Here is a 23,322-nt window from a genome sequence, read left to right on the forward strand (position 1 = left end):
CTTCTGTATAATGTAGATGAGAGACTGCGAATACAGGAGGGATAGTGTGAACGTACTGGTGATTGGCGCAAATGGAAAAGTAGGCAGACATCTTGTTCGTCTGCTGGGTGAAAATGACTTGCATCGCGTAAAGGCGTTGATCCGCAATCAGGATCAGGCCGAAGCGCTTGAACGTTTGGGTGCGGAAACGGTGATCACTGATCTCGAAGGAACGGTTGACGACATTGCCGCAGCCGTAAAGGGTAGCGATGCTATCGTATTCACGGCAGGTTCCGGTGGCAAAACAGGCGCGGACAAAACCCTGCTTATCGACCTCGATGGAGCGGTCAAGGCTATGGAGGCTGCCAAGCAGGCAGGCATTCGCCGCTTCATTATGGTCAGCGCAAGGCATGCGGAGAATCGGGAGCAATGGCCTGAGTCGATTAAGCCGTATTACGTGGCAAAGCATTATGCAGATCGCTTGCTGGAAGCGAGTAATCTGGATTACACGATCCTTCGTCCGGGTGGATTGACAGATGATCCCGGTATCGGAAGGGTCGCTACGGGAGATGATTCTTCCGTTAGCACCATTTCCCGTGAGGATGTAGCGGCAGTGGTAGTAGCGGCACTGGATGAACGGCAGACGTATCACCGTGCGATTAATCTGGCGTCAGGCAGCACGCCCATTGCTGAGGCTATCCAGCAGGGTTGATGGATAGGGGAACATTCGCATCATAGTTGGAGAGAGGCAGATCAACGGTATTATTCCGGGGTCTGCCTTTTTGCTGCTTCTTTTGGCTATTTATTGTCCCAGTCGTATAGGTACGTTAACCCCTGTTTTAAACCCCCAATATACAAAAGCGACAATACCGCAGACTTCCAGCAGGAAACGCACAGCCAGATTGAGCATTCTAGTCCCGAAAGCAGTTCCAAATGAATATCTGCGAAAAGATTTGCTTAAAACTAATAATGTTATTTATAATACTAATATAATTAGTTTTAATCAAGATGAGGAGATGAGACGGATGCGTGTTGTTCAGGTGCAGCATATAGTTCAATTGACGTTTCTGCCGAGGCTGTTCCCGGTGAATTGCTATTTGGTGCAGGAAAAGGAGGGGCTGACATTGATAGATGCCGGACTTCCTTATAGTGCAGATGGGATCGAAAAGGCTGCTGCGCGGATGGGGCAACCTATCATACGCATTGTGCTTACTCATGCTCATGAGGATCATGTGGGTGCGCTCGATAGGCTGAAGGAACGGTATTCGGATGCGCAAGTATTCATTTCCGGGCGGGATGCCCGACTGTTAAAGGGGGATGTATCACTGGATGCGGGGGAACCGGATACTCCGATTCGGGGCAGTGTGCCCAAAAACATCCGTACACAGCCTGACGTTCTGCTGGAAGAAGGCGATCATGTGGGTTCGTTGCAGGCGATCAGCGCACCGGGACATACGCCAGGCTCGATGGCGTTTTTGGATACTCGCACCCGTGCGCTGGTTGCGGGCGATGCGTTCCAGATTCGAGGCGGTGTGGCGGTGTCTGGGCAGTTCAAGCCGTGGTTTCCTTTTCCGGCACTGGCTACCTGGAACAAGGAAATTTCACTGGAAAGCGCCAAAAAGCTTGCGGGATTCAAACCATCTCTGCTGGCTGTCGGACATGGTAACCTGCTAGAACATCCACAGGATGCACTCGAACGGGCCATTCAGGAGATGGAGCGGCAATTTATGAAGAAATGATTCCATATTCAGCCAACTTTCAGCCAGAACTCACGATGCCCTCAGCTATGGCAGATACAATATGAGGAAAATAGATACAGAGAGAGGTGCATCGGATTTGAACGCGTGGAAAGAGAACCGCATGAAATATATACTTCTGTTCAGTCTCATATTGTGTGCTGTGATTAGTGTGGTTTCGTTATCAGGAAATGTAGGGCAGGATACCGATTCATCCACCCAAGGTACATCGACATTGGGTGACAAAGGTACAACGACCTGGAATGACACGTCTACCTCCGGAAGTAACGGTGCTGCCAGAGACGGGCAACAGCGAAGTCCGGGCGGTATGTCCGGTAACGGCGGCCCTGGTATGGGCGGTGGAAGAGGCGGACATTCTTCATCTGCTTCTGCGACTCCGCTGGCGATCTTTGCCGCTTTGTTCTTCGGTGCGTTTGTATTCATTGTGTATCGTTTTCGGACCAGTGTATGGAAGATCGGGGAACGTAACCGGGGGCTGATGTTATGGACCGTGCTTGGTGTGGGATTCTTTTTAAGAATGGCGATAGCGCCGTGGATATCGGGGCACATGGATTTAATGCTATTCCGGAACTGGGCTACAACAGCAGCGGATAGCTTAACGGGATTTTACACGAACGGATCAAGTGACTATCCACCGTTCTATATTTATATTTTATATGTGATCGGTAAAATCGGCTCTACGGACGCTTTCAGTCCTTATATGTCGGTGCTGCTGCGGCTGCCCAATATATTGGCGGATATCGCGACAGCGTACATGCTGTATCGGTTGGCGAGCAAACGGGTCGGCTTTGGAATCAGCATCGGACTGGCATTGTTCTATGTATTTAACCCGGCGGTGTTCATCAACTCCACCTTCTGGGGACAAGTAGATTCATTCTTTACATTGCTGATTGTAGGCATGGTTGTGCTGTTGGTGGAAAACAGAGTAGGCTGGTCCACTGTCTTGTTTACGATAGCGGTGCTGATGAAGCCACAGGGGATTATTTATGGCCCGATTCTGTTCTTCGAGCTGTTGAGACAACGTAAAATACAACCTTGGCTGCTGGCTATAGGTGGAGCGGTTGTGACGACAATTCTGGTTGTGCTGCCATTTTCGTGGGGGCAGGAGCCATTATGGCTGCTTGATTTATACCAAGGAACGGTCGGTGAGTATCCATATGCTTCCGTGAACGCGTATAATTTCTTCGCACTGATCGGTGGTAATTATACGCAGGATACGACGACGTTGTTCCTGTTCAGCTACCACACATGGGGTATGATCGGCATTGTGCTGGTGACTTTGTTTACGTGGTGGATGTATGCGCGCAGTGGCAAACCACAGTTTGTGGCCGCGGCTGCACTGGTACAAATTGCAGGTGTGTTCACTTTCGCTTCCAGCATGCATGAACGGTATCTGTTCCCGGCCGCAGCGTTGGCTGTACTAGCATATCTGTATTTGCGGGATCGGAGATTTTTATGGCTCGCGGGTGGATTCAGTCTCACGATTTTCCTGAACACCTTCGATATTTTCTATAGCTCCAATACTCGGGATCAGTACGGTATCATATTGTGTGTGACCTCGTTGTTGAACGTGCTGCTGTTTGTGTATCTGGTCAAAGTTGTGTGGGATTGCTCCAAATCCAGCACGATGGAGGCATCTCCTTCAAATGACCCGGTTCCGTCAGAGCTTGCTTCCGGGAAGCACGTATGGGGAGCATCTCCTCAAGGTGTGAACACAACGATTGAAAGATAGCCCATTATGGAATAGGGTAAAAAACCGCCCTTTGGCGAAATGGAAGTGGCAGGTCAACCAACCACAAACCATTACGCCAAAGAAGCGGTTTTTTTATTGATGTTCCTCAATCTATATATTCGTTCAGTTTCTGTATATCGCAGATGGTAATCTCTCGTGTACCCTTAGTATGAATAATCCCCTGCTGTTCAAATTTTGCGAATTTGCGACTGATGGTTTCGCGTGTGACACCCACATAATTAGCCATTTCTTCGCGTGAAAGGGGGAGGTTGATTTTAATGTAGGAGCCGTCCCTTTTGCCGTATTTATGCCCAAGCTCAAGAATCATATAGGCAATACGGATTTCCGGGTCTTTGGTAGCCAGGCTTTGAGCCAGCTTTTCGGTATGTGCCAAGCGTTTGGTAATGGTTTTGAGCAGCTTCAAAGAGATATCGGGATTGTTGTGAATCAACTGCTCCATATCATCCTTGGTGAGCATACAAATATCAGTATCTTTTAAGGCATACGCACTAAAGTTACTCAGCTCATCGCTGTTAAATATGTTCAACTCGCCAAAAAAATCGCCAGTTGTCAGAATGTGCAGAATTTGCTCCTTGCCCTGAGGTGTCATTTTCAGAAGCTTAACATGCCCGCTTTTAATAATGTACAGCGTATCGGACGCTTGTTCCTCGATAATCAAGGCCTCGCCTTTCTGATATTTCCGGTGTCGGATCATGGAGCTGACCTTACACAAATCTTCGCAGGACAAAGAGGAAAAGATAGGCACTTTGCGGGCACATGGCTCCTTTTCGCACTGGCAGGGACAGGACATCTCATTCACATTCATTCACTCCATTCATAAACCGGAAACTAAAAAGTATAGTGCGTTCTTGTTATTCTGTATCATCTATTGGGGCAAAATGGCTTTGATCCTCACCGCAGACTGGACAAACCCAGTCTTCCGGAAGGTCCTCAAACGCTGTACCAGGCATCACGTCTTCATCGGGGTCACCCAAAGCAGGATCATAAATGTATCCACAGGGTTGACATACATATTTTTTCATCTTTAGCTCTCCTTGTCACCCAAAATTTTTGTAAGCTCTGGCGCGTCCGGTTTGAGTCCCTGAATGATGGCTGTTTTGTATGGAAGTGAAGCGAGGGCATCCCCAAAACCGATCACGCCGCAGATAGAGCCGTTTTGTATGAACATTCGTGTATAAGAAGCTTGATTTTCACTGGTCAGGCTGGTGTCGCATTCCTGTTCATCTACTAGGCCAATGGAAAAGAGAGGGGATTCATAGCTGTTCGATAGAGTTACAGGGATGGGACGCTGATAGCTGACGGATGAACCCGTCATATTAGCTCCTGCTATTTTCCCTTGCTCCATTGCGCTTTCCCATAACCCATCTACTCTACTCTGAAATTCGGCTGCATCACCTGCTGCATAGATATTGGCGGAGCTGGTCTCCATTTGCGCATTCACCAGAATGCCTTGTCCAATATCAAGGCCGATTTGGCGAGCAAGCTCCGTATTCGGTACAATTCCGATAGAGTACACGACATGCTCGCAGGGGATAACAGAGCCGTCCTGTAGTTCCACACCTTCTACGTGATCTGTGCCTTTAATACGTTTTACGCCTTGCCCAAGGTGGACCTGAGTACCCCGTTCGGTCATTTGATCGGTCAAAATAGCGGAGGCCTTTTCATCTAGCTGGCGGGGCATAAGCCGATGCGAAGCTTCCAGTATGGTTACAGCATACCCGGCTTGCTGGAAGGACCAGGCGGTTTCCACGCCTTGAATACCGCCGCCGATGATACATATCCGGTCTCCCTGTCGCAATTCCGCTTTAAGGCTATCTGCATCTTGTCGAAAACGGATAGAATGGACGTTCCTTAGAGAAGCCCCATCTAGCACAAGCTTACGGTTGTGAGCTCCTGTACACAGCAGCAGCTTGTCATAAGCAACGGTTTGTCCATCTATTGTTTTGATAGTACAGTCCTCAGGATGTATCTCGGTTATCTTGATGCCGGAATACACATGAATTCGTTGATTGGCAAACCATTTTTCCTTTTTGATCAGGATTTTGTCGCTGTGCAAATCAGTGAATAGTCCCTTGGAAAGTTTGACTCTGTTATACGGAAAGGATGCTTCCTCCCCGTAAATAGAAATTTCGGCCAGCTCATCATGATCTCTAATCGCTTTTGCCGCGTTGACGGCGGCGACACTGCCTCCGATAATAACGTAATGTTGGTTACCCATTCAGTATCTCTCCTATTCGCTATACGCTACTGTGTTTTAAATAACACTAAGCAGTAGATCTGAGACAAATTCAGCGGCATTTTTAATTTTTTTCACTTTTTCAACTTCTGTAGGAGAGAAACGAATACGTACCGGGAATTCCACATGGGTCATACCCGTTGATTTGATTACATCTGAAGTGCTTTGGACCTTCATATTAGTACCGTTCAAGTAATCCTGTACAACTTCAATGGCTTCCCCGCTCCAGCCATAGGAACCAAAGGCAGCAGCCAGCTTGCCTTCCAGATTCATCTTTTGCATTTGTTGCAATAGGTCTTCCAATTTGCCCGTCATGTCGGCATATTTGGTAGAGCTACCGACGAAAACAGCATCTGCTGAGGCAATACTATTCAATATTTCCGTTTCATCGGCTTTATCCACGTCCCATAGCTCCACCTTGATTTGGTTCTCCAAAAAGCAGTCTTTCAGGATGTTTGCCATTTTTTTAGTATTATTTTTTAAAGTGGCATAGACAATTGCTACTTTTTTATCATCCTTAGTTTCGGTGCTCATAGATGCGTACAAATCAATAAACTTGGCAATGTCATGTCGGATTGCGAAGCCGTGGGAAGGAGCAATCATCTCAATATCCAGATCGGCAACAGCTTCGATTAATGTGCGCACATATCTGCGGTGCGGATGAATAATAGCCTGATAGTATCCGATAAAGTCCTCGGTAATGTCAAAACCGGCCTCATCGGCAAATAGATGCTCTACAGCCACGTGTGTACTGAAAATATCACAAGGGAACAAGATTTTATCTTCTATGCAGTACGTAATCATGGTTTCTTCTGTATGGAGGTAAGGTGTTTCCTTGAACAGCAGCGTCTTGCCTCCAATATCCAGTTGATCCCCGTCCTTGATCACCAGGAAGTTGCGATGCTGAAGCTTGTACATTTGTTGAATTTCCGGAACGGCAATCTCAGTGCAGACAATCGTAGCGTTCGTTGCTTTGGAAGCAAGTGCCGCCAATCCGCCTGAGTGATCTGGTTCCGTGTGATTGACGATAATATATTGAATGTCCAGCGGATCGATCAATTCGGTTACAGCTTCGGCAAATTCCCTACCGAACGCCATATCCACGGTATCCACAATGGTTGGTTTTCCAGTTTTCAATAGATATGCATTATATGTTGTACCCTTAGATAGTAGAAGACGATGAAAGGGAACCTCACGATTATCAATTTTTCCTACCCAATAAATATCCTTTGCCAGTTGAAATCCGGGCTTCATAGGAATAACCTCCTGCTTGTTTTTGTTTGTCTGACACAATTCGATTCTAGTTGGATGTGTCGATGAAAAAGAGGATTGAAATCAAATTTTTGAATATTTCAAAGTTTTTAATACTTAAATTTATATTTGTGATTGCAATCACAAGGCGAGCTTAATAATCAAATACAATAAGACCATATAGATTGAAACCTGAGAACATGCCAGGTATCTAATCCATCATAGGCAAATCCAATTTCAAACAGGAGAGTGAACCTACATGAAAAAATCTAACCTCATTCAGTTTCAGGAATATAAAGAAGCTGCGTTTACAAAACGAATTGTGCATAAAGAAGCCGACAATGTAATTTTTATTCTCAACTTTACTCCTAATGCTGAGTTGCCAACACATAATCATCCAGGAGCAAATGTATATTTGCTTGTTCTTGAGGGTAACGGTACTGTAACTGTGAATGGTGAAGAAACGGAAATTGTCCAAGGGGATATGATCCATGTTACAGGAGATGAGCGCTTTTCCTATCGGGGTGGTGCGGAGGCGAATTCCAGCCTGCATGTGGTGTTGACCAAAACGCCAAGTGAAAGCTATGCGCAAAATATATAAATTATAAAAATCAGAAGAAGAGGAAAAGAACTCCACATATAAAAAAGCCGCTTGGGCATTAAGCCAAGCGGCTTTCTTTAGTGGGGGGTCACACCCCGGAATACGCCATGAACCCACCGTCTACCGGGATCACTGTCCCTGTGACAAAACCGGATGTTTGTTCATCCACGAGCCATAGCAGAGAACCCAGCAGATCGTCCGGTACACCAAAACGGCGCATAGGAGTATGGGCAATGATTTTATCCGCACGTTCAGTGAGGGAGCCGTCCTCGTGGGTGAGCAGGCTACGGTTCTGTTCAGTGAGGAAGAAGCCGGGGGCAATGGCATTGACGCGAATGCCCGCTTCGGCCAGATGGACAGCCAGCCATTGCGTGAAGTTGTTAATGGCAGCCTTGGCTGCGCTGTAAGCCGGAACCTTGGTCATCGGGCTGGGGGCGCTCATGGAAGAAATGTTCAGGACAACTGCTCCTGCGCGTCCAGTCATACGCTGTGCGAATATTTGTGTCGGAATAAGCGTTCCAATGAAATTCACGTCCAGTACTTGGCGAAAACCCGGGATGCTCAGTTCAAAGAAGGTGGTGATATCCGGCTGCGCCAGATCCTCCAACCGGAAGGTTTCGCGGGTTGTATTGGCGCTCGCGTGATTCCCTCCGGCTCCATTGATCAGAATGTCACATGCGCCGTATTGGTTGCGTACGACCTGTTCTGCCTGCTGTACGCTGGCGGCATCGGTAACGTCGCAGGCTACAGCTATCGCTTCTCCGCCTGCGGCCTGAATAGCATGAACTACGCGTAGGCCTTTTTCCTTCGTTCGGTTCAGAATGGCCACCTTCACGCCTTGTCTTGCCAGCTCGTGGGCCATCGCGCTGCACAGAACTCCGGCGCCGCCTGTAACTACTGCTGTTTTGCCTGCCAGAGAAGGGTGTAGAGATTGTGTGCTCATAGGATCGACTCCTTCGGGTGAACGGATTCGGTTAGTGTGGACTCCACATGATGAGTGGGGTTGTTGTGTTGGGCTTGGCTTCGTGTAAGCGCATCCCACAATCCCCACAAATACATAATTCCGAGTGCGCGATCATACAGTCCATACCCGGGTCTGCACTTCTCTCCCCACAAGTGACGACCGTGGTCGGGTCTGACGTAGCCCGTGAAGCCAACATCATGATACGCCTGAACGATGCCTGCAATATCGACGGTTCCATCCTGAGTTCGGTGGGATGTTTCGATGAAGTCTCCGTTGGCGGACACACGCACATTGCGGATATGAGCAAACGGAATCCGGTCCTTGAACTCATGAATCATGGATACGATATCATGATCGGGGTTGGCTCCCAGCGAACCAGAGCATAGCGTAATGCCGTTGGCCGGACTGTCGTACAACGCCAGCAGCCTGCGCAGATGGGTCTGACTTGTGATAATACGAGGTAGTCCGAATACGGACCATGGCGGATCGTCGGGGTGGATAGCCATCCGAATGCCGCTGCGTTCGGCGGCGGGAATGACGGCCTCCAGAAAGTAGGCCAGATTCTGCCACAGGTCATCTTCCGTGACGTGGGTATACGCTTCAAACAAAGCTGTCAGATGCTCCAGCCGCTCCGGTTCCCAGCCGGGCATGGTTAACGAGCTGTTTTCGTTAATTCGGCGTACCAGCTCGAACGGATCAAGACCTTCAATTCGTGACTTCTCGAAGAAGAGAGCCGTCGAGCCATCCTCCAGTTCCTTATGCAGATCGGTGCGTAGCCAGTCGAATATGGGCATGAAATTATAGCAGACGACCTTGACGCCGTGCTGCCCGAGCTTTTCCAACGTGCGTATGTAGTTGCTGATATACAAATCGCGTGTCGGCCGTCCGAGCTTGATATCTTCATGCACATTTACACTTTCTACGACCTCATGGTGAAAACCGGCCTGTACAGCTTGCTCCTGAAATGCCACAATATGTTCCAAAGGCCATTCTTCTCCGGCCGGGATATCGTGCAGCGCCCACACGAGTCCTTCTACCCCCGGAATTTGTCGGATTTGTTCCAGTGTTACTGTATCGTTCCCTTCACCGAACCAACGAAATACCATGCGCATGCTTTGCACCGCCCCATTCGTCATATGATAGGTGTAACGGCAATTTCCATTTCCCGATGTTTCCACATTACCATATTGCTAGAGGTGATTGGAATAGTTATCCAAAATAAAATGACGCACAAACCGAAAGGAGGAAGCGGGTTATGAAGCTGCATCGAGCCATTGTGGTGGATGATGAAATATTCACCCGCAAAGGACTGCTTCAACTCATGGATTGGGAAGCCTGCGGCTTTGAGGTCGTTGGGGAGGCTGATAACGGCGAGGATGCACTGGAACTGATCGGTAGCGTTCATCCTGATCTGGTCATCACCGATATTCGTATGCCTGTGCTGGACGGATTGGAGCTGATTCGCTGTGTACTCGGGCGGGGGACGGATCATCCTGCGTTTATTATCTTGAGCGGCTACAGCGATTTTGCTTATGCACAGCAGGCACTTCGCTACGGGGTTCATGATTTTATGCTCAAGCCGATTGATGAGAAGGACTTTTCGTCTACACTGCGCAGGCTGAGTAAAAGGCTGCATCAAGAGCAGCAGAATGCACAGCTCTATCAGAGTCGCCGCACAGGCGAGTTGTTGGAGACACTGATGGTGAATGAGGTGGATGATGCCGTGGTGACGGCTTGGGAACAGCAGCTACGCCTTGGAGAAGCTGCGCATATGTACTATGTGCTCGTCGAGCTGAATGATCAGCATCCGTGGCGTTCCGATGGCAACGGTGTTCCGCTGTCGCTTTTCCAGTTCAGGGAGCTTGTAGAGCAGGCGCTTTATCGTTTGATCGACGGCAAGTATCCCCTCTACGTCCATGAGCATCGTAACCGGATTGGCATCATAGTGCCGGACTTCTTTTTGGAGTGCTTTGAAGCTAGTTCAGACACTTTTATGAAAGCGCTACAACGGGAGTTGGAGGGCATGGAGCTACTGCAAAATCAGATGGGGAGCCGGGTCTTTGTCTACGTGGGAAGCCCTGTTCAACGATTGCAAGATCTCCATCGGTCCTATGAATGTGCCAAGGAAGCGGTGCTCCATAAATACATTCATGACCGCAGCGGCATTGTCGTGTATCAGGAGGAGGGGATGCCAATGCTCCACTACAGGACGATCCATCAGGATGTACTGGATTGCTTGACGGAGCAGGTGGAGGAGATGCGGTTGGAGGAGTTATATGCGACCGTAGATCATCTGTTTTGCAGCTTTCGTGAGCAGCATTACGCCCCGGAGGCTGTGAAAATGAACTTGCATCAATGCGTAATTAGCATTGTGCGGGTCATTCAAAATATGCAGGGCGATGAACGCTCGCTTCTGTCCTTAGAACCGATGATGGGCTGGCAGGATATGAATCTGTCGCTGGGTGAATTACAGCGGCTGTTTACGGCTTTTGCCGAGGAAAGCAGCCGAACGATTAGGGTGTTGCGCAAGGAGCGTCAACAGGGAGGAATTCAGCACATCCGCACCTACATTGAGCAGCATGCGGCAGAGAATATTAACCTGAAAAGTATAGCAGCCCGCTTTTATATGAATCCGGTCTACCTGGGCCAATTGTTCAGAAAAACGTACGGGGTGTACTTTAACGAATTCCTGCTGCAATTACGGGTTCAGGAGGCTAAACGGTTGCTGCGTCAGACTGATTTGCGCATTTATGAAGTTGCCGAACGGGTGGGCTTTGGCAGCCCGGATTATTTTGTCACCCAATTTGAAAAAATGGTGCAAGCCACACCAAGTGAATATCGCAACAGCCTGAATACCCGTGTGGAGCCGCAAAGGGGCAGCGAATGAGGATGCTACGCTCAACCCTTGATCATGTCCGTCTGCGGGATAAAATGCTGCTGCTGTATTTTCTCTGTGTATTTGTGCCAGTGGTGCTGACCAATCTGATTTTCTACCACGTCACCTCGCAAAATGTGAAGGAACAGCGTATGCAGGATATTTCCCGTGCGCTGGAGCAGATCAAAATTGAGTTTTACCGTGAGTTTGAAGATGCGATGGAAATCTCGTCCATCTTTTATACCGATCATCAGCTAAACGAACTATTGGAGCAAACATACCCCCATCCCGCTGAATATATTGCCGCCTATGATTCTTATTTGCGTCGTATGTTAAACAATACTTACAGTCCTGTATACCATTCTGTGGGTGGAATGACGATCTACACAGATAATCCGACTCTACTGGATTCCGGGGGAATCAGCTTTATAGATGAGCGGGTTAAAAGCTTGCCCTGGTATGCCAAAATCCCGCCCGGACGGCAGTCCAAGCCTATATTTGTACGTACTGACGACGGTACGGGCGAACAACTGCATCCCTTTAGCCTGATTCGGCGGATGAATTATTTTTATTCCGAAAATGGCCACGAGAAAATACTGAAAATAGAGCTGCGAATGTCGTCCATTCAAGAGATTTTCCATAATCTGAATTTGCGGGGCAGTCTCTTTCTGCTCAACGAACGGGGGGAAATCGAATATACGACCGATCCCAGGATTGATATCAATCATAAGGTCGTGGCCTATAGCACCCTCCAGCAGCCCAAGGACACTATAGAGTTCAAGACAAATTATGTGCTGACAAGTAATCTCAATGGCTGGAGCATTGTGACTGCGGTGTCGGGCGATGAAGTGCTGTATGAAATGGAGAAATCACGCAATTTTGTGCTGCTGTTAACCTGCATGAATATGCTGCTGCCTACCTTGATCATCATCTGGATTACACGTTCGCTGAACGTGCGCATTCATCGTATTCTGAAGCATATGAAAAAGGTGAAAAATCAGCATTTTGAACTGATTCCCGGTACAGAATCGAGAGATGAAATTGGGCAGCTAACAGGTGAATTTAATCGAATGATGCTGAAAATAAAGCGATTGATTAACGATGTCTATGTAGCGGATATTCAGCGAAAAAATTTGGAGATTCTACGCAGGCATGCCCAGCTTAATGCACTTCACAGCCAGATCAACCCTCATTTTCTGTTCAATGCGCTGGAGACGATACGTATGCGAAGCCTGATGAAGCATGAAGACGAGACAGCCCGCATTATTCATAATATGGCGCGAATTTTCCGCAATTCGTTGGTGTGGAACAAGGATAGAGTCACGTTGCGGGAGGAGTTGGAGCTGATTCGTTGTTTTCTGGAAATTCAGCAATACCGCTTTGGGGAGCGGATACAGTACGAAGTGCAGGCACGACCCGAGGACCTGGACTATCTGCTTCCCAAAATGGTTGTGCTTACGCTGGTTGAAAATGCAAGCATTCATGGCATTGAGCCGCTGAAGCATGGGGGGCGCATCGAGATTCATTTTGAGCGTCGGGAGGAGCGGCTGATGCTAACGGTACGAGATGATGGAGTTGGCATGTCTTTGGAACAGGTACAACGGCTGTACGGTTACATGCACAGACAGGAGGAAATGGGCGAGCGTATCGGTCTGCAGAATGTCATCTATCGTCTGAAGCTTTACTACGGAAGCCGCTTTGAGCTTGATATTCGCAGCGCACCCGGCGAGGGGACAGAGATTCGTATTATCATTCCTGCGGATCGGGAGTCTTTTAGTTCTTCCGCTCAATGATATCCATATGGTATAATTCCCCTAACAACAGAACGGCTTAGATGGCGCGGTCGGCTAGTCTCCTGCAAAGGAGGTGATGCCTGTGGAGGTTAAAGATACGCTGACATTAATGATGATGTTCGGTACGCTAATTATTGCGTTGATCGGATTGATCGTCACGATTGTCATTGCATTGAACCAAAGCAAAAAGAAATAGACCGCCCTTCGGACAAAGGTTAGCGGTCTATTTCTGCACCTAGTTCACAGCCACCGCCCTTATAAGCGGCTGTTGCTAAAGAGTAGGGATGTTAACGCATCCTTGCTCTTTTTTTATTATAATCTTCTTTGTTTCATTTTATCACAACGTGAATCCTATTGACAATGGAGTCAAGGGGTATTGCAGTAAAAATGGACGCTGATGCTGGATCGGCGTTTATTTTGCTTTGTTGGACTTACTCCTATAGTTTTCTAAGTAACACCTTTAGATTGACAGGTGAACGAAATTAACGGCATTTTATAAAATGAAAGTGCTTACAATTTGGAGTGTGCGGGATTTCCAGTGCTTGAGGTACGGCCGCTCGATATTCACACAATCGACAAAAGAGGCTGAAAGGGGAAGGTCTGGCATGACAAGCAAAAGGTTCGGGATCATCAGTCTGGTATTCATCATGATGGTATCTATGATCACTGCCTGCTCAGGAAGTGCGGGCAAGGAGCCTGCAACAGGAGATCCTAATGAGAAGGTCACATTCACGTATTTTAATGCCACTGCGGGGAGGGACATCCATACCAATGAAACGCGGATCGGCAAAATTCTGGAGGATCAGACAGGAGTAAACTGGAAGCTGGAGCATTTGGTGGGGGATTCCAATACGAAGATCGGTACGTTCATTGCCAGTAACGATTACCCGGACGCCATTGTGCCTGATGGCACGATTGATAAGCTGCTGGATGCCGGAGCCTTTATTCCGCTAAATGATTTGATTGATAAATATGGTCCGAATATCAAGCGTGTATATGGACCGTATTACAACCTGATGAAGGCGGAGGATGGGAATATCTATTTCCTGCCACTCAGTGCGGTGGTAGGCGATTATTTGCCCGCGCCTAACGTGGAGCAGGGAGCTTTTTGGGTACAGCGCAGGGTGTTGAAGGAGGCGGGATATCCAAAAATAAAAACGCTCGACGAGTATTTGACCCTGATTCGCAACTATGCGAAAAAGCATGCAGACGAGGGCTTGACCGGGTACTTGGCGTTAACCACACAGGATAGGTTTTATGCTCTTACGAACGCGCCGATGCATCTGGCAGGCTATCCGAACGATGGCGGCACGATGATTGATATGAAATCGCACCAGGCGACGGATTATGGGGATGAGGAAATCACGAAGCGGTATCTCAAAGAGCTGAATCAGCTCAATGCAGAGGGCCTGTTCGACAAAGCATCCTTTGTGGACAATTACGATCAATATTTGGCGAAGTTGACCTCGGGCAAGGTGCTTGGCTTCTTCGATTATCGCTGGCAGGCGGGGCAGGCTCTAAATAACCTACAGGAGGCTTCCAAGCAATCGGGCAATGATGATATGGAATATATAGGGCTACCTGTTGTATACGACCAGAATATAAAGGATCAGTACATTGACCCTTCGTCATTCGTTAATAACCGAGGTATTGGAATTACGGTTAGTGCCAAGGACCCGGTACGTATCATCAAGTTTTTTGACAATCTGCTGACCAATGAAAACCAGGTGTTATCCAACTGGGGGATCAAGGGCGAAACCTATGATGTAGATAAAAAAGGGCGCTTTTACCGGACCAAGGAGCAAATTAAGCAGACGGGTCAGGATGCGTTCCGCGAATCATTCGGGTTCAAATATTTTGAATACAGTTGGCCGCGATACGGTAGTGGTTCTACCCTGCCTGACGGCAACTCGGTTGGCCCCGGGCGGCAGCCTGAGGTTGCGCGTATGTCCTACACCGAGGGAGATAAAAAGCTGCTAAAAGCCTATGGTGTAGAGTCCTTCTCGCAAATGTTTTCTGCCCCAGACAAGCGCCCATGGTATCCGGCTTGGAGTATCCCGATTGCCCAAGGCTCACCTGCGCAGCTCTTCCAGCAAAAGAAGGGCGACCTGCAACGCAAATATTTCCCACGTTTAGTGCTGTCTGCACCGGGGCAGTTTGAGGCGATTTGGAATGAGTACACTACTGAATTCAACAAGCTGGATGTGAAGGAATATGAGGAGCTGATTACGAAGGAGGTTGTCAAAAAAGTCGAAACTGCTGGTAAAAAATAAAGGAGGAAGCAGCTATGGGCAACACGGCACCTATCACGACCTCACAGAGCCATTTGCCGCCCTCACGGCGAACTGGCTTTAGAGGATTTATGCACAAGCTGAACCAGCAGCGGGCACTGGTATGGATGTCCATCCCTTTTTTAATCTGGTTGTTTATTTTCAAATATTTGCCTATCTGGGGCTGGACGATTGCTTTTCAGGATTTTAAGCCTGCGCGTAAGCTGCTCGATCAGCAGTGGGTTGGGTTGAAGCATTTCCGTTTTCTGTTTCAGGATGAGCATTTTCTGCGGGTCATGCGCAATACGCTGGCGATGAGCTTCATTAATCTGGTGCTGGGCTTTGTAACTGCTATAATATTGGCAATTTTGCTGAATGAGCTTCGTCAGATCGTGTTTAAGCGAGTGGTGCAGACGATCAGCTACCTGCCGCATTTTATTTCGTGGGTGGTAGCGGCCAGCATTATCAGTACGGCGTTGTCTGCGGACGGCGGCATTGTCAATGAGGTGCTGATGTGGCTGGGACTGATTAAGGAGCCTGTGCTGTGGCTGGGCGAGGGAAGCTATTTTTGGGGCATTCTCGGTGCATCGGAAGTATGGAAAAATGTCGGCTGGAACACCATCATTTATTTGGCCGCGATGACGATGATTGATCCGTCACAGTATGAGGCGGCTGAGATGGACGGAGCAGGGCGTTTTCAGCGAATTTGGCATGTGACGTTGCCGGGATTGAAGCCTGTATTTATCATCCTTCTCATTATGAATATCGGGAATCTGCTGGAATCCGGCTTTGAGCCGCAATATTTGCTGGGCAACGGTATGAACGTGGATTACTCGGAAAATCTGGACATTTTCGTGCTGAAATATGGTATTCAGATGGGCAATTTCTCACTTTCGATTGCAGCAGGGATGTTCAAAACAGTAGTCAGCTTCATTTTGCTGTTTAGCGCCAATCATATTGCGAAGCGGTTAGGGGAGGAGCGGTTGTTCTGAGAAAAAGGGAGTTATGGTGGGGTACGGCCGCTCCGCTGCTACCCGCCATAAAGTCACTTTTTTTAAGAACTGAGGGTGGTGGCAGGGGAGAACTTGAGGGAAGGCGCGTGCTCGCGCTTCCTTGTAGTAACTGCACGATCATGACTGGCTCAGCTTCGCTATCGCTTGTTTTTAGGACTGAGCTAGTGGTGGTGATAACAGAAGGTGCGTGTTCATGCATACTACAGGTGCAGGTCAGTGGATTTTTAACAGGCCGCTTCGCGGACCTTATCAAGACCTTATGGACGAACTGGATTACAACTTCTAATAGAGATAATAATCTATTAAATTAACATTTATTCATATAACAATAGAAATATAACAATAGAAATATAACACTCCAAAATATAAGACCCATATCTCCACCAGCAATTGTCCTGATCATCGAACTAGAGTGCTTAAGCTACTTTTTAGAAAGGAGAGGGAGTTATGGACAAAGGAAAAGCGTTGCATGGGCGGTTTCGGGCGCCATCGGATCGGGTTTTTGATGCGTGCAATATTGTATTTATGCTGTGCCTGATGGTGTTCACGCTGTATCCATTTTTGAATACGCTGGCGGTTTCGCTGAATGAAGCGAATGATTCGATTCGGGGTGGTATTTATTTGTGGCCGCGTGAATTTACGTGGAGTAATTACGAATTTGTATTCAAGGAAGCGACGATTTTTCATGCCACGTTGATTTCTGTGCTGCGTACAGTGGCGGGTACGGTGACCTCGGTGTTCTGTTGTGCGATGGTGGCGTATACGATCAGTCGGCCGGAATATTTGCTGCGTAAATTTGTATCGCTGGCTTTTATTTTGACGATGTATTTTAACGGGGGGCTGATTCCGAACTTTCTGCTGATTCGTGAGCTGGGGATGCTCGGAACCTTTTGGGTGTATGTGGTACCGGGGTTGATTGGGGTGTTCAATGTGATTGTGATTCGCTCCTTTATTGAAGGCTTGCCGGAAGGGATTTTGGAGTCGGCGCGTATTGATGGGGCGGGGGAATTTTCGACTTTTATGCGTATCGTTTTGCCGCTGTGTGTCCCGGTACTGGCAACGGTGTCGCTGTTCACGGCGGTTGCGCAATGGAATTCCTGGTTTGATGTGTTTCTGTACAATTCGTCGTATGAGCAGTGGAGTACACTCCAGTATGAGCTGATGAAAATATTGCAAAATTCCAATACGTCCGTGAACGCTCAGAATTATGCCAGCCAGTTTGCAGGCTCGGAAAATCTGGCGAAGTCGGTCACTCCTACCTCGATTCGTGCCACGATGACGATTGTGGCTTCCGTACCTATTATTTTGGTGTATCCTTTTTTGCAAAAATATTTTGTGAAGGGTATGACTCTGGGCGGCGTTAAGGGGTGAGCATGGACCAGAAATGTGCGGAACTCACTTTCTTGTATTTTTGAAAATATGAGCACGGGAGGGATTGTGTTGAGGTCATTTTTGTACAAATCTTTTGGTCTGGTGCTGGTCGGGGTGCTGTTATTGCCAGTGGGGTGGTGGGGTCCTTCTGTAGCGGAGGCGGAGGCTCCGTTTGTGGAACATTCCCCGCCAGTTGCGGATTCGGTTCTGTCAACGGGAAGTGTGGATAAGACCATCGGGACCTATGGATTTGAGCAAGGCAATAGCGAGGGCTGGAAGCCTCGGGGGACTTATACTCAAATCGCGTCCGTCACGGAAGCTGCATATGGCGGCACACACAGTCTGAAGGCAACCGCTCGCACGGCGACTTGGAACGGAGCGGAACTGGATGTGAAGTCGCTGTTGCTGCCGGGGGTGGAGTATGAGATTAGCGGCTATGTGAAGCTGGACGGCAATTCCGCGAATCCGAGCGTGATTAAGTTTACGGTGGAGGAGCAGCCAGCAGGCGGGGCTACGACATGGAAGACGGTAGCGCAGACGGAGACGACGGATACATCGTGGGTCAAACTTCAAGGCAAATATACTTTTACCGGGGGGATGGATGCATTGAAGCTGTATGTGGAAAGCTCAAATCCCGCGCAGGCATACTATGTGGATGAGGTAGAAATCAGGCAGGTATCGGAGACACCAACGGAACCGACCAGTGGTATCGTATCCGGCTTCGAGGGCGGTACAGCTCAAGGCTGGGTATCCCGTATGGGGGCCGAGACGGTGCAAGTGTCAAATGCGGATGCACGAACCGGATCGTACAGCCTGCTGACGACAGGCAGACAAAAGACGTATGCCGGGCCTAAGCTTGATGTGACTGCTACGGTGCAAAAAGGCAGCCGTTACACGGTCAGCGCTTGGGTAAAGCTGGCACCGAGCGAGCAGCATCCTGCCAAGGTACGGCTCAGCGTACAACGCGATCACCAAGGTGAAAGTGCGTATGAAACTGTTGTAGGCGACACGGCTACCACGACAGGGGGATGGATGCATTTGTCTGGTACGTATACTCTCGCGCATGATGCAGACACCGTTTCTATGTATTTGGAAACGGCAGAAGGAACGGCTTCCTTTTATATGGATGATTTCGAGCTGTCACTTGTACCGCCGCTGGCTATTGAAAAGGACATTCCCTCTTTGCACGGATTATATCAGGGACAGTTCAGCATTGGCACGGCGATTGAGGCTTTCCAGACAGAAGGGGCTTACGGAGAACTGGTGCAGAAGCATTTTAACAGCGTCGTTGCAGGGAATGCGATGAAGCCGATTTCCTTGCAGCCGTCCGAGGGACAGTTCCATTGGGAGGAAGCAGACCAAATTGTGCAATTTGCTAGACAGCACGGACTGGAAATCCGCTTCCATACCTTGGTGTGGCATAACCAGACCGGGGATTGGATGTTCAAGGATAAGAATGGACAGCCGATGACGCCGACTGCGGAAAATAAAAAGCTTTTGCTGGATCGACTGGAGACGCATATTCGTGCTGTCGTGGCGCGTTATAAAAATGTGATTACCGACTGGGATGTCGTGAACGAGCCGATTGATCCTGACCAGCCGGACGGCATGCGCCGCAGCAAATGGTATCAGATTACCGGCACGGATTATATTGAAAAAGCCTTCCGCGTCACGCGGGAAGCGGCGGGTCCGAATGCCCGGCTGTTTATTAACGATTACAACACGCACGAGCCAAAGAAACGGGATTTCCTGTACAATTTAGTGCGTGATTTGCTCGCTAAAGGTGTACCGATCGATGGAGTAGGCCATCAATCGCATATTCGGCTGGAGTTTCCGACGATTCAGGAGATGGAACAATCCATTGAAAAGTTTGCTTCACTCGGTCTGGATAACCAGATTACGGAGCTGGATATGGGCCTTTATTCCAATGACACGGATCGCTACGAAACGATCCCTGAAGCCATGCTGATCCGGCAGGCTTACCGCTATCGGGCGCTGTTCGATATGTTTTCAAGGCAGCAGGAGAATATCAGCAATGTGACGATTTGGGGTACGGATGATGGCAATACGTGGCTCAGCACGTTCCCGATTGCCCGGCTGGATAAGCCGCTGCTGTTCGACGAACGGTTAAAGGCCAAATATGCTTATTGGGCGCTTGCTGATCTGTCCAAAGTACCGCCGTTGCCAGCGGGGAGTAACGAATAAATAGCTTGAATCAGATCAATCAATAGAGCTGTCCAACAGGAGAGCTGGAGCTATGGCTACCTTACGCTATACGAATCCGGTTGTTCCCGGATTTTATCCTGACCCGAGCGCGATACGTGCCGGAGAGGATTACTACATGGCGGCAAGCTCGTTTGAATATATGCCGGGCTTGCCGATTTTTCATAGCCGTAACCTGACGGATTGGCGGCAGATTGGGCACGCGTTGAATCGACACAGCCAGATTGATTTGTCTGCACGGAAAAGCTCGGAAGGCATATACGCGCCCACACTGCGCTATCCTCAAGGTACATTTTATCTTTAATAATAGTACGACAACAGAAAATAGAAATCGTAAACGGCCAAGTATAGATAAGGATGAAATCGTTACACGTAGCCTGGATATGCCATATCCAGGCACGATAGAAAACAAAAAATCATTAAAGGTGAACTGGAGTATATCCTTTTTAAAGGAAGAACTCTAAAGTGGTAAACTGTTATACCCAGACGATATTGTTTTTCTTGCAGAAGGTCCATGGTCTATATAATGGGTAAAAGTACAGCTGATCCGAAAAGAAATTTGATCAGCTGTACTTTTTAATTTTTAGTTTTTGTGTATTGCAAATTCAAAATATCAAAAAGCAATAAAACTTACTCCAGATTGGCGTGTTGACCAAACATAGATTCAGAGGTCAGTCTGCGTAGCTCCATCGTTCTGAGTACCAACGCATCGCCATACAACAATAAGGTTTGCTCAAATAGTGAGCCCATGGGCTGAATCGTTTGGTAATCCTTGTTGGACGGGTCCTTAGGTGCGCCTGGAAGCTTGACGATAATATCAGCCAGCTTGCCGATGGTCGATCCGGGGGAAGTGGTAAGAAGCGCCAGAGAAGCACCAAGCTTTTTCGCCTTTTCTGCCATCGAGGTCAGACTTTTGGTTTCACCAGAGCCTGAACCGATAATCAGCAAGTCGCCTTCGCTCAAGCCGGGGGTCACCGTTTCCCCGACCACGTAAGCCTGAACACCCATATGCATTAGCCGCATCGCCAGCGAACGGATCATGAAACCTGAACGTCCTGCACCTGCCACGAACACTTTATTCGCGGAGGCAATGGACTGGATCAGTTGTTCCGATTCTACATCACTGATGAGCTGTGGAACCCATTGCAGCTCCTTGAGCACCTCGGATAAATATTGAGAGGTTTCCATTGGAATTAACCTTGTTTAATGAGCTGTTGCATTTGGGAAGCAACGGCTTTTTTGTCGTCCTCGCCAGTGATCCCGCCGCCGACAATAACCAGATCCGGTTGAGCCTTAACGACCTCAGCCAGGGTGCTCAGCTTAATGCCGCCAGCAACGGCTGTTTTAGAGTTTTTCACGACTTTTTTAACGGTTTGCAGTGCTTCGAACGGGCTTTGTCCTTCAGCTTGCAGATCGTAGCCTGTATGCACGCAGATGTAGTCTACGCCGAGGGCGTCGATTTCCTTAGCGCGTTGCTCCAGGTTTTTAACACCGATCATATCCACCAGGATTTTTTTGCCGCCTTGTTTTTTCGCTTCTTCTACCGCACCCTTGATCGTTGCATCTTCAGCTACAGCCAGAATCGTAACGATATCTGCGCCAGCTTCGGAAGCTTTCAGCACTTCGTAACCGCCTGCATCCATAACTTTCAGGTCAGCCAGCACTTTCAAATTCGGAAATGCTTCTTTCATTGCTTTTACCGCATGTAGTCCTTCGTTAATGACAATCGGTGTACCGATTTCTACGATATCAATATACGATTCTACTTCTTTTACCAATGCAATCCCTTGCGGGATATCTACTAAGTCTAAAGCCAATTGAAGTTCCATGTTATTAACCTCACTCCTTTAGTGAATTTGTATTTAATGAACAGGTACATACTCTGTTGAGTGCTGCGAATACTTTCATGCACAGGTTTGATTGTAAGCCCCCGGTATCCGATTGAAAAGTACGCACTAATTCGTAACGTAGTTACCTTGAGGATACTATGGCTTCTCTTTGGCCTCCCTTGGAGGGCCTGATTCGCGTCTTTGTTATGGATTATTTCTATCGAATAAGTCATTTATTCATCGGCTATAAACCATACACGGTAATGTCAGGTTGCAAAAGAAATTGCATATCTATGATTGAATTGACTTCAAGTTAGGTTTTGTCTATATTTGTAATATACTGGTATGCGAGAGGAACGACAACGCGGATGCTCCTGATGAGAATACATGGGTAAACGTCATTTTCAGGTTAGGGAGGCGGGTTTTAGTGGAAGAGGTCCTGAACCAAAGGGAAGCTATTTATTTGTTGTCGGACAGCCACGAACTCGACAAGGCTTGTGAGTTGTTTAGAATCAGCTACACACATAACGATTGGGACGAAGCGAACAAAGTTGCAGACTATTTGCATGCTTTGGCTGAAGGCCTGTATCACACCCAACTGAGAAATGCTGCGGACGGCAAGCACGAGACATTGAATACCAAACATCCGTTGGTATTTTATTATGCATACAGCTATCTGGCGAAATCTATTTATTATCAGAATAAAGGCAAGTATGATGAAGCCAGAGATTATATTATGAAGTATAGCGAGATGGGCTGGTTTATGGGGCTGGATGAGAGCGGTCTTGAAGAAGTAGAAAGATTTCGCTTTCTCGCCAAAGCCAACCTGTTTACGATAGAATTGCTTTCGGGAAAACGGGAGCTTCTGCCCGAATATATTCAATTTCTTCACGCCAATGATGAGGAACTGCTTCCGGGATTGGTCGGTATTGCCGAAGCTGCTAATTTGAATAATTGGAACATTGACGATCTGCTAAATGATTTTGCCCGCGATATTGAGATATTTGCAGGTTATGAAGATAGAGGAAACCGCGTATATTATTTAAAGCTGGTTAACCAATTAGCCATTTATTATTTCAAACAGGAGCAGTACACCGTTGCGTTAAATTATGTCCTTGTTTCTCTTCAATCCTCTGTTAGTGTAGAAACAGATGCCGATTTCAGGACACTGGTCGCTCTGTTTGAGGCTTATCGAGATTTGGCAACACCGTCACAGTAAGAGCAATATCAAACCATTTTATTAAGGGGGCTTCATAATGAAAAAGGCTTTAATCTCGGTAACTATGGTCTTGGTGTTTCTTAGTATTGTGATTCCTTCGGGAACTGTACTGGATGAGCTCAATCCCGTGAATCCTTCCAATCACGGTGTTTTCTAAGTTACTGTTTAAACTCGGTTTGAATGATAGG

The 23,322-nt window shown here is 48.0% G+C and carries 21 protein-coding genes and 1 pseudogene; 13 read left to right on the plus strand and 9 right to left on the minus strand.

Going from position 1 to position 23,322, the window contains the following annotated elements; translation table 11 throughout:
• Positions 1 to 46 precede the first annotated feature (46 nt).
• A complete protein-coding gene (locus tag ASL14_RS13630) occupies positions 47 to 691 on the plus strand; it encodes an SDR family oxidoreductase (RefSeq protein ID WP_134911976.1) in 645 nt (214 codons plus the stop codon).
• 90 nt (positions 692 to 781) lie between these two features.
• Here ASL14_RS13630 and ASL14_RS29585 read toward each other — a convergent pair whose 3' ends face one another.
• A complete protein-coding gene (locus ASL14_RS29585; RefSeq protein ID WP_134911977.1) occupies positions 782 to 889 on the minus strand; it encodes a DUF2568 domain-containing protein in 108 nt (35 codons plus the stop codon).
• A 115-nt stretch (positions 890 to 1,004) separates the two neighbouring features.
• Here ASL14_RS29585 and ASL14_RS13640 point away from each other — a divergent pair, with 115 nt between their 5' ends.
• Both ASL14_RS13640 and ASL14_RS13645 read left to right on the plus strand, forming a co-directional pair.
• The gene (locus ASL14_RS13640) at positions 1,005 to 1,718 is read left to right on the plus strand and encodes an MBL fold metallo-hydrolase (protein ID WP_134911978.1); all 714 of its coding nucleotides are present in this window, start codon (positions 1,005 to 1,007) and stop codon (positions 1,716 to 1,718) included.
• A 121-nt stretch (positions 1,719 to 1,839) separates the two neighbouring features.
• Positions 1,840 to 3,468 (plus strand): glycosyltransferase 87 family protein, encoded by a 1,629-nt coding sequence (locus tag ASL14_RS13645; protein ID WP_223263986.1) that lies wholly within the window; start codon positions 1,840 to 1,842, stop codon positions 3,466 to 3,468.
• Between the two features lie 106 nt (positions 3,469 to 3,574).
• Here the strand turns inward: ASL14_RS13645 and ASL14_RS13650 are convergent, their stop codons facing one another.
• From ASL14_RS13650 to ASL14_RS13665, 4 genes are all read right to left on the minus strand, one after another.
• Positions 3,575 to 4,279, minus strand: coding sequence for a Crp/Fnr family transcriptional regulator (locus tag ASL14_RS13650; protein WP_134914544.1), 705 nt, complete (start codon positions 4,277 to 4,279; stop codon positions 3,575 to 3,577).
• A gap of 61 nt (positions 4,280 to 4,340) precedes the next feature.
• Positions 4,341 to 4,511, minus strand: a complete 171-nt coding sequence (gene rd, locus ASL14_RS13655; RefSeq protein WP_134911980.1) for a rubredoxin — start codon at positions 4,509 to 4,511, stop codon at positions 4,341 to 4,343.
• 2 nt (positions 4,512 to 4,513) lie between these two features.
• Positions 4,514 to 5,707: an NAD(P)/FAD-dependent oxidoreductase gene (locus ASL14_RS13660; protein WP_134911981.1), complete on the minus strand. Its 1,194-nt coding sequence runs from the start codon at positions 5,705 to 5,707 to the stop codon at positions 4,514 to 4,516.
• Positions 5,708 to 5,743: 36 nt separating this feature from the next.
• Positions 5,744 to 6,979: an FprA family A-type flavoprotein gene (locus ASL14_RS13665; RefSeq protein WP_134911982.1), complete on the minus strand. Its 1,236-nt coding sequence runs from the start codon at positions 6,977 to 6,979 to the stop codon at positions 5,744 to 5,746.
• 256 nt (positions 6,980 to 7,235) lie between these two features.
• Here ASL14_RS13665 and ASL14_RS13670 point away from each other — a divergent pair, with 256 nt between their 5' ends.
• Positions 7,236 to 7,577 carry a cupin domain-containing protein gene (locus tag ASL14_RS13670; protein WP_134911983.1) on the plus strand — a complete coding sequence of 114 codons (342 nt, stop codon included), beginning with the start codon at positions 7,236 to 7,238 and terminating at the stop codon, positions 7,575 to 7,577.
• 88 nt (positions 7,578 to 7,665) lie between these two features.
• Here ASL14_RS13670 and ASL14_RS13675 read toward each other — a convergent pair whose 3' ends face one another.
• Positions 7,666 to 8,520, minus strand: coding sequence for an SDR family oxidoreductase (locus tag ASL14_RS13675; protein ID WP_134911984.1), 855 nt, complete (start codon positions 8,518 to 8,520; stop codon positions 7,666 to 7,668).
• Positions 8,517 to 9,653: a mannonate dehydratase gene (uxuA, locus tag ASL14_RS13680; RefSeq protein ID WP_134911985.1), complete on the minus strand. Its 1,137-nt coding sequence runs from the start codon at positions 9,651 to 9,653 to the stop codon at positions 8,517 to 8,519. Before uxuA ends, ASL14_RS13675 begins: the two co-directional genes overlap by 4 nt.
• A 143-nt stretch (positions 9,654 to 9,796) precedes the next feature.
• Between uxuA and ASL14_RS13685 the strand changes: the two genes are divergently transcribed.
• From ASL14_RS13685 to ASL14_RS13715, 8 genes and pseudogenes are all read left to right on the plus strand, one after another.
• Positions 9,797 to 11,428, plus strand: coding sequence for a response regulator (locus tag ASL14_RS13685; protein WP_134911986.1), 1,632 nt, complete (start codon positions 9,797 to 9,799; stop codon positions 11,426 to 11,428).
• The gene (locus ASL14_RS13690) at positions 11,425 to 13,209 is read left to right on the plus strand and encodes a sensor histidine kinase (protein ID WP_134911987.1); all 1,785 of its coding nucleotides are present in this window, start codon (positions 11,425 to 11,427) and stop codon (positions 13,207 to 13,209) included. The genes ASL14_RS13685 and ASL14_RS13690 overlap by 4 nt, the downstream gene beginning before the upstream one ends.
• A gap of 82 nt (positions 13,210 to 13,291) precedes the next feature.
• The gene (locus tag ASL14_RS27385) at positions 13,292 to 13,405 is read left to right on the plus strand and encodes a putative holin-like toxin (protein WP_161797149.1); all 114 of its coding nucleotides are present in this window, start codon (positions 13,292 to 13,294) and stop codon (positions 13,403 to 13,405) included.
• Positions 13,406 to 13,814: 409 nt separating this feature from the next.
• Complete coding sequence (locus ASL14_RS13695; RefSeq protein ID WP_134911988.1) at positions 13,815 to 15,482, plus strand: ABC transporter substrate-binding protein; 1,668 nt, start codon at positions 13,815 to 13,817, stop codon at positions 15,480 to 15,482.
• A 14-nt stretch (positions 15,483 to 15,496) separates the two neighbouring features.
• On the plus strand, positions 15,497 to 16,471 hold the full coding sequence (locus ASL14_RS13700) for an ABC transporter permease (RefSeq protein WP_134911989.1): 975 nt from the start codon (positions 15,497 to 15,499) through the stop codon (positions 16,469 to 16,471).
• Positions 16,472 to 16,939: 468 nt separating this feature from the next.
• Positions 16,940 to 17,863 carry a carbohydrate ABC transporter permease gene (locus ASL14_RS13705; protein ID WP_134911990.1) on the plus strand — a complete coding sequence of 308 codons (924 nt, stop codon included), beginning with the start codon at positions 16,940 to 16,942 and terminating at the stop codon, positions 17,861 to 17,863.
• A gap of 48 nt (positions 17,864 to 17,911) precedes the next feature.
• Complete coding sequence (locus ASL14_RS13710; protein WP_442953263.1) at positions 17,912 to 20,068, plus strand: endo-1,4-beta-xylanase; 2,157 nt, start codon at positions 17,912 to 17,914, stop codon at positions 20,066 to 20,068.
• Positions 20,069 to 20,120: 52 nt separating this feature from the next.
• Positions 20,121 to 20,387 (plus strand): annotated as a pseudogene (locus tag ASL14_RS13715) (family 43 glycosylhydrolase); the annotation flags it as partial.
• Positions 20,388 to 20,716: 329 nt separating this feature from the next.
• Here ASL14_RS13715 and hxlB read toward each other — a convergent pair.
• The gene (gene hxlB, locus ASL14_RS13725) at positions 20,717 to 21,274 is read right to left on the minus strand and encodes a 6-phospho-3-hexuloisomerase (protein WP_134911992.1); all 558 of its coding nucleotides are present in this window, start codon (positions 21,272 to 21,274) and stop codon (positions 20,717 to 20,719) included.
• Between the two features lie 5 nt (positions 21,275 to 21,279).
• Positions 21,280 to 21,915 (minus strand): 3-hexulose-6-phosphate synthase, encoded by a 636-nt coding sequence (gene hxlA, locus ASL14_RS13730; RefSeq protein ID WP_013312540.1) that lies wholly within the window; start codon positions 21,913 to 21,915, stop codon positions 21,280 to 21,282.
• 427 nt (positions 21,916 to 22,342) lie between these two features.
• Here hxlA and ASL14_RS13735 point away from each other — a divergent pair, with 427 nt between their 5' ends.
• On the plus strand, positions 22,343 to 23,134 hold the full coding sequence (locus tag ASL14_RS13735) for a DNA-binding protein (RefSeq protein ID WP_223263988.1): 792 nt from the start codon (positions 22,343 to 22,345) through the stop codon (positions 23,132 to 23,134).
• Positions 23,135 to 23,322 lie beyond the last annotated feature (188 nt).

It is taken from the genome of Paenibacillus sp. IHB B 3084 (genome assembly GCF_001447315.1).
Classification (GTDB): Bacteria; Bacillota; Bacilli; order Paenibacillales; family Paenibacillaceae; genus Paenibacillus.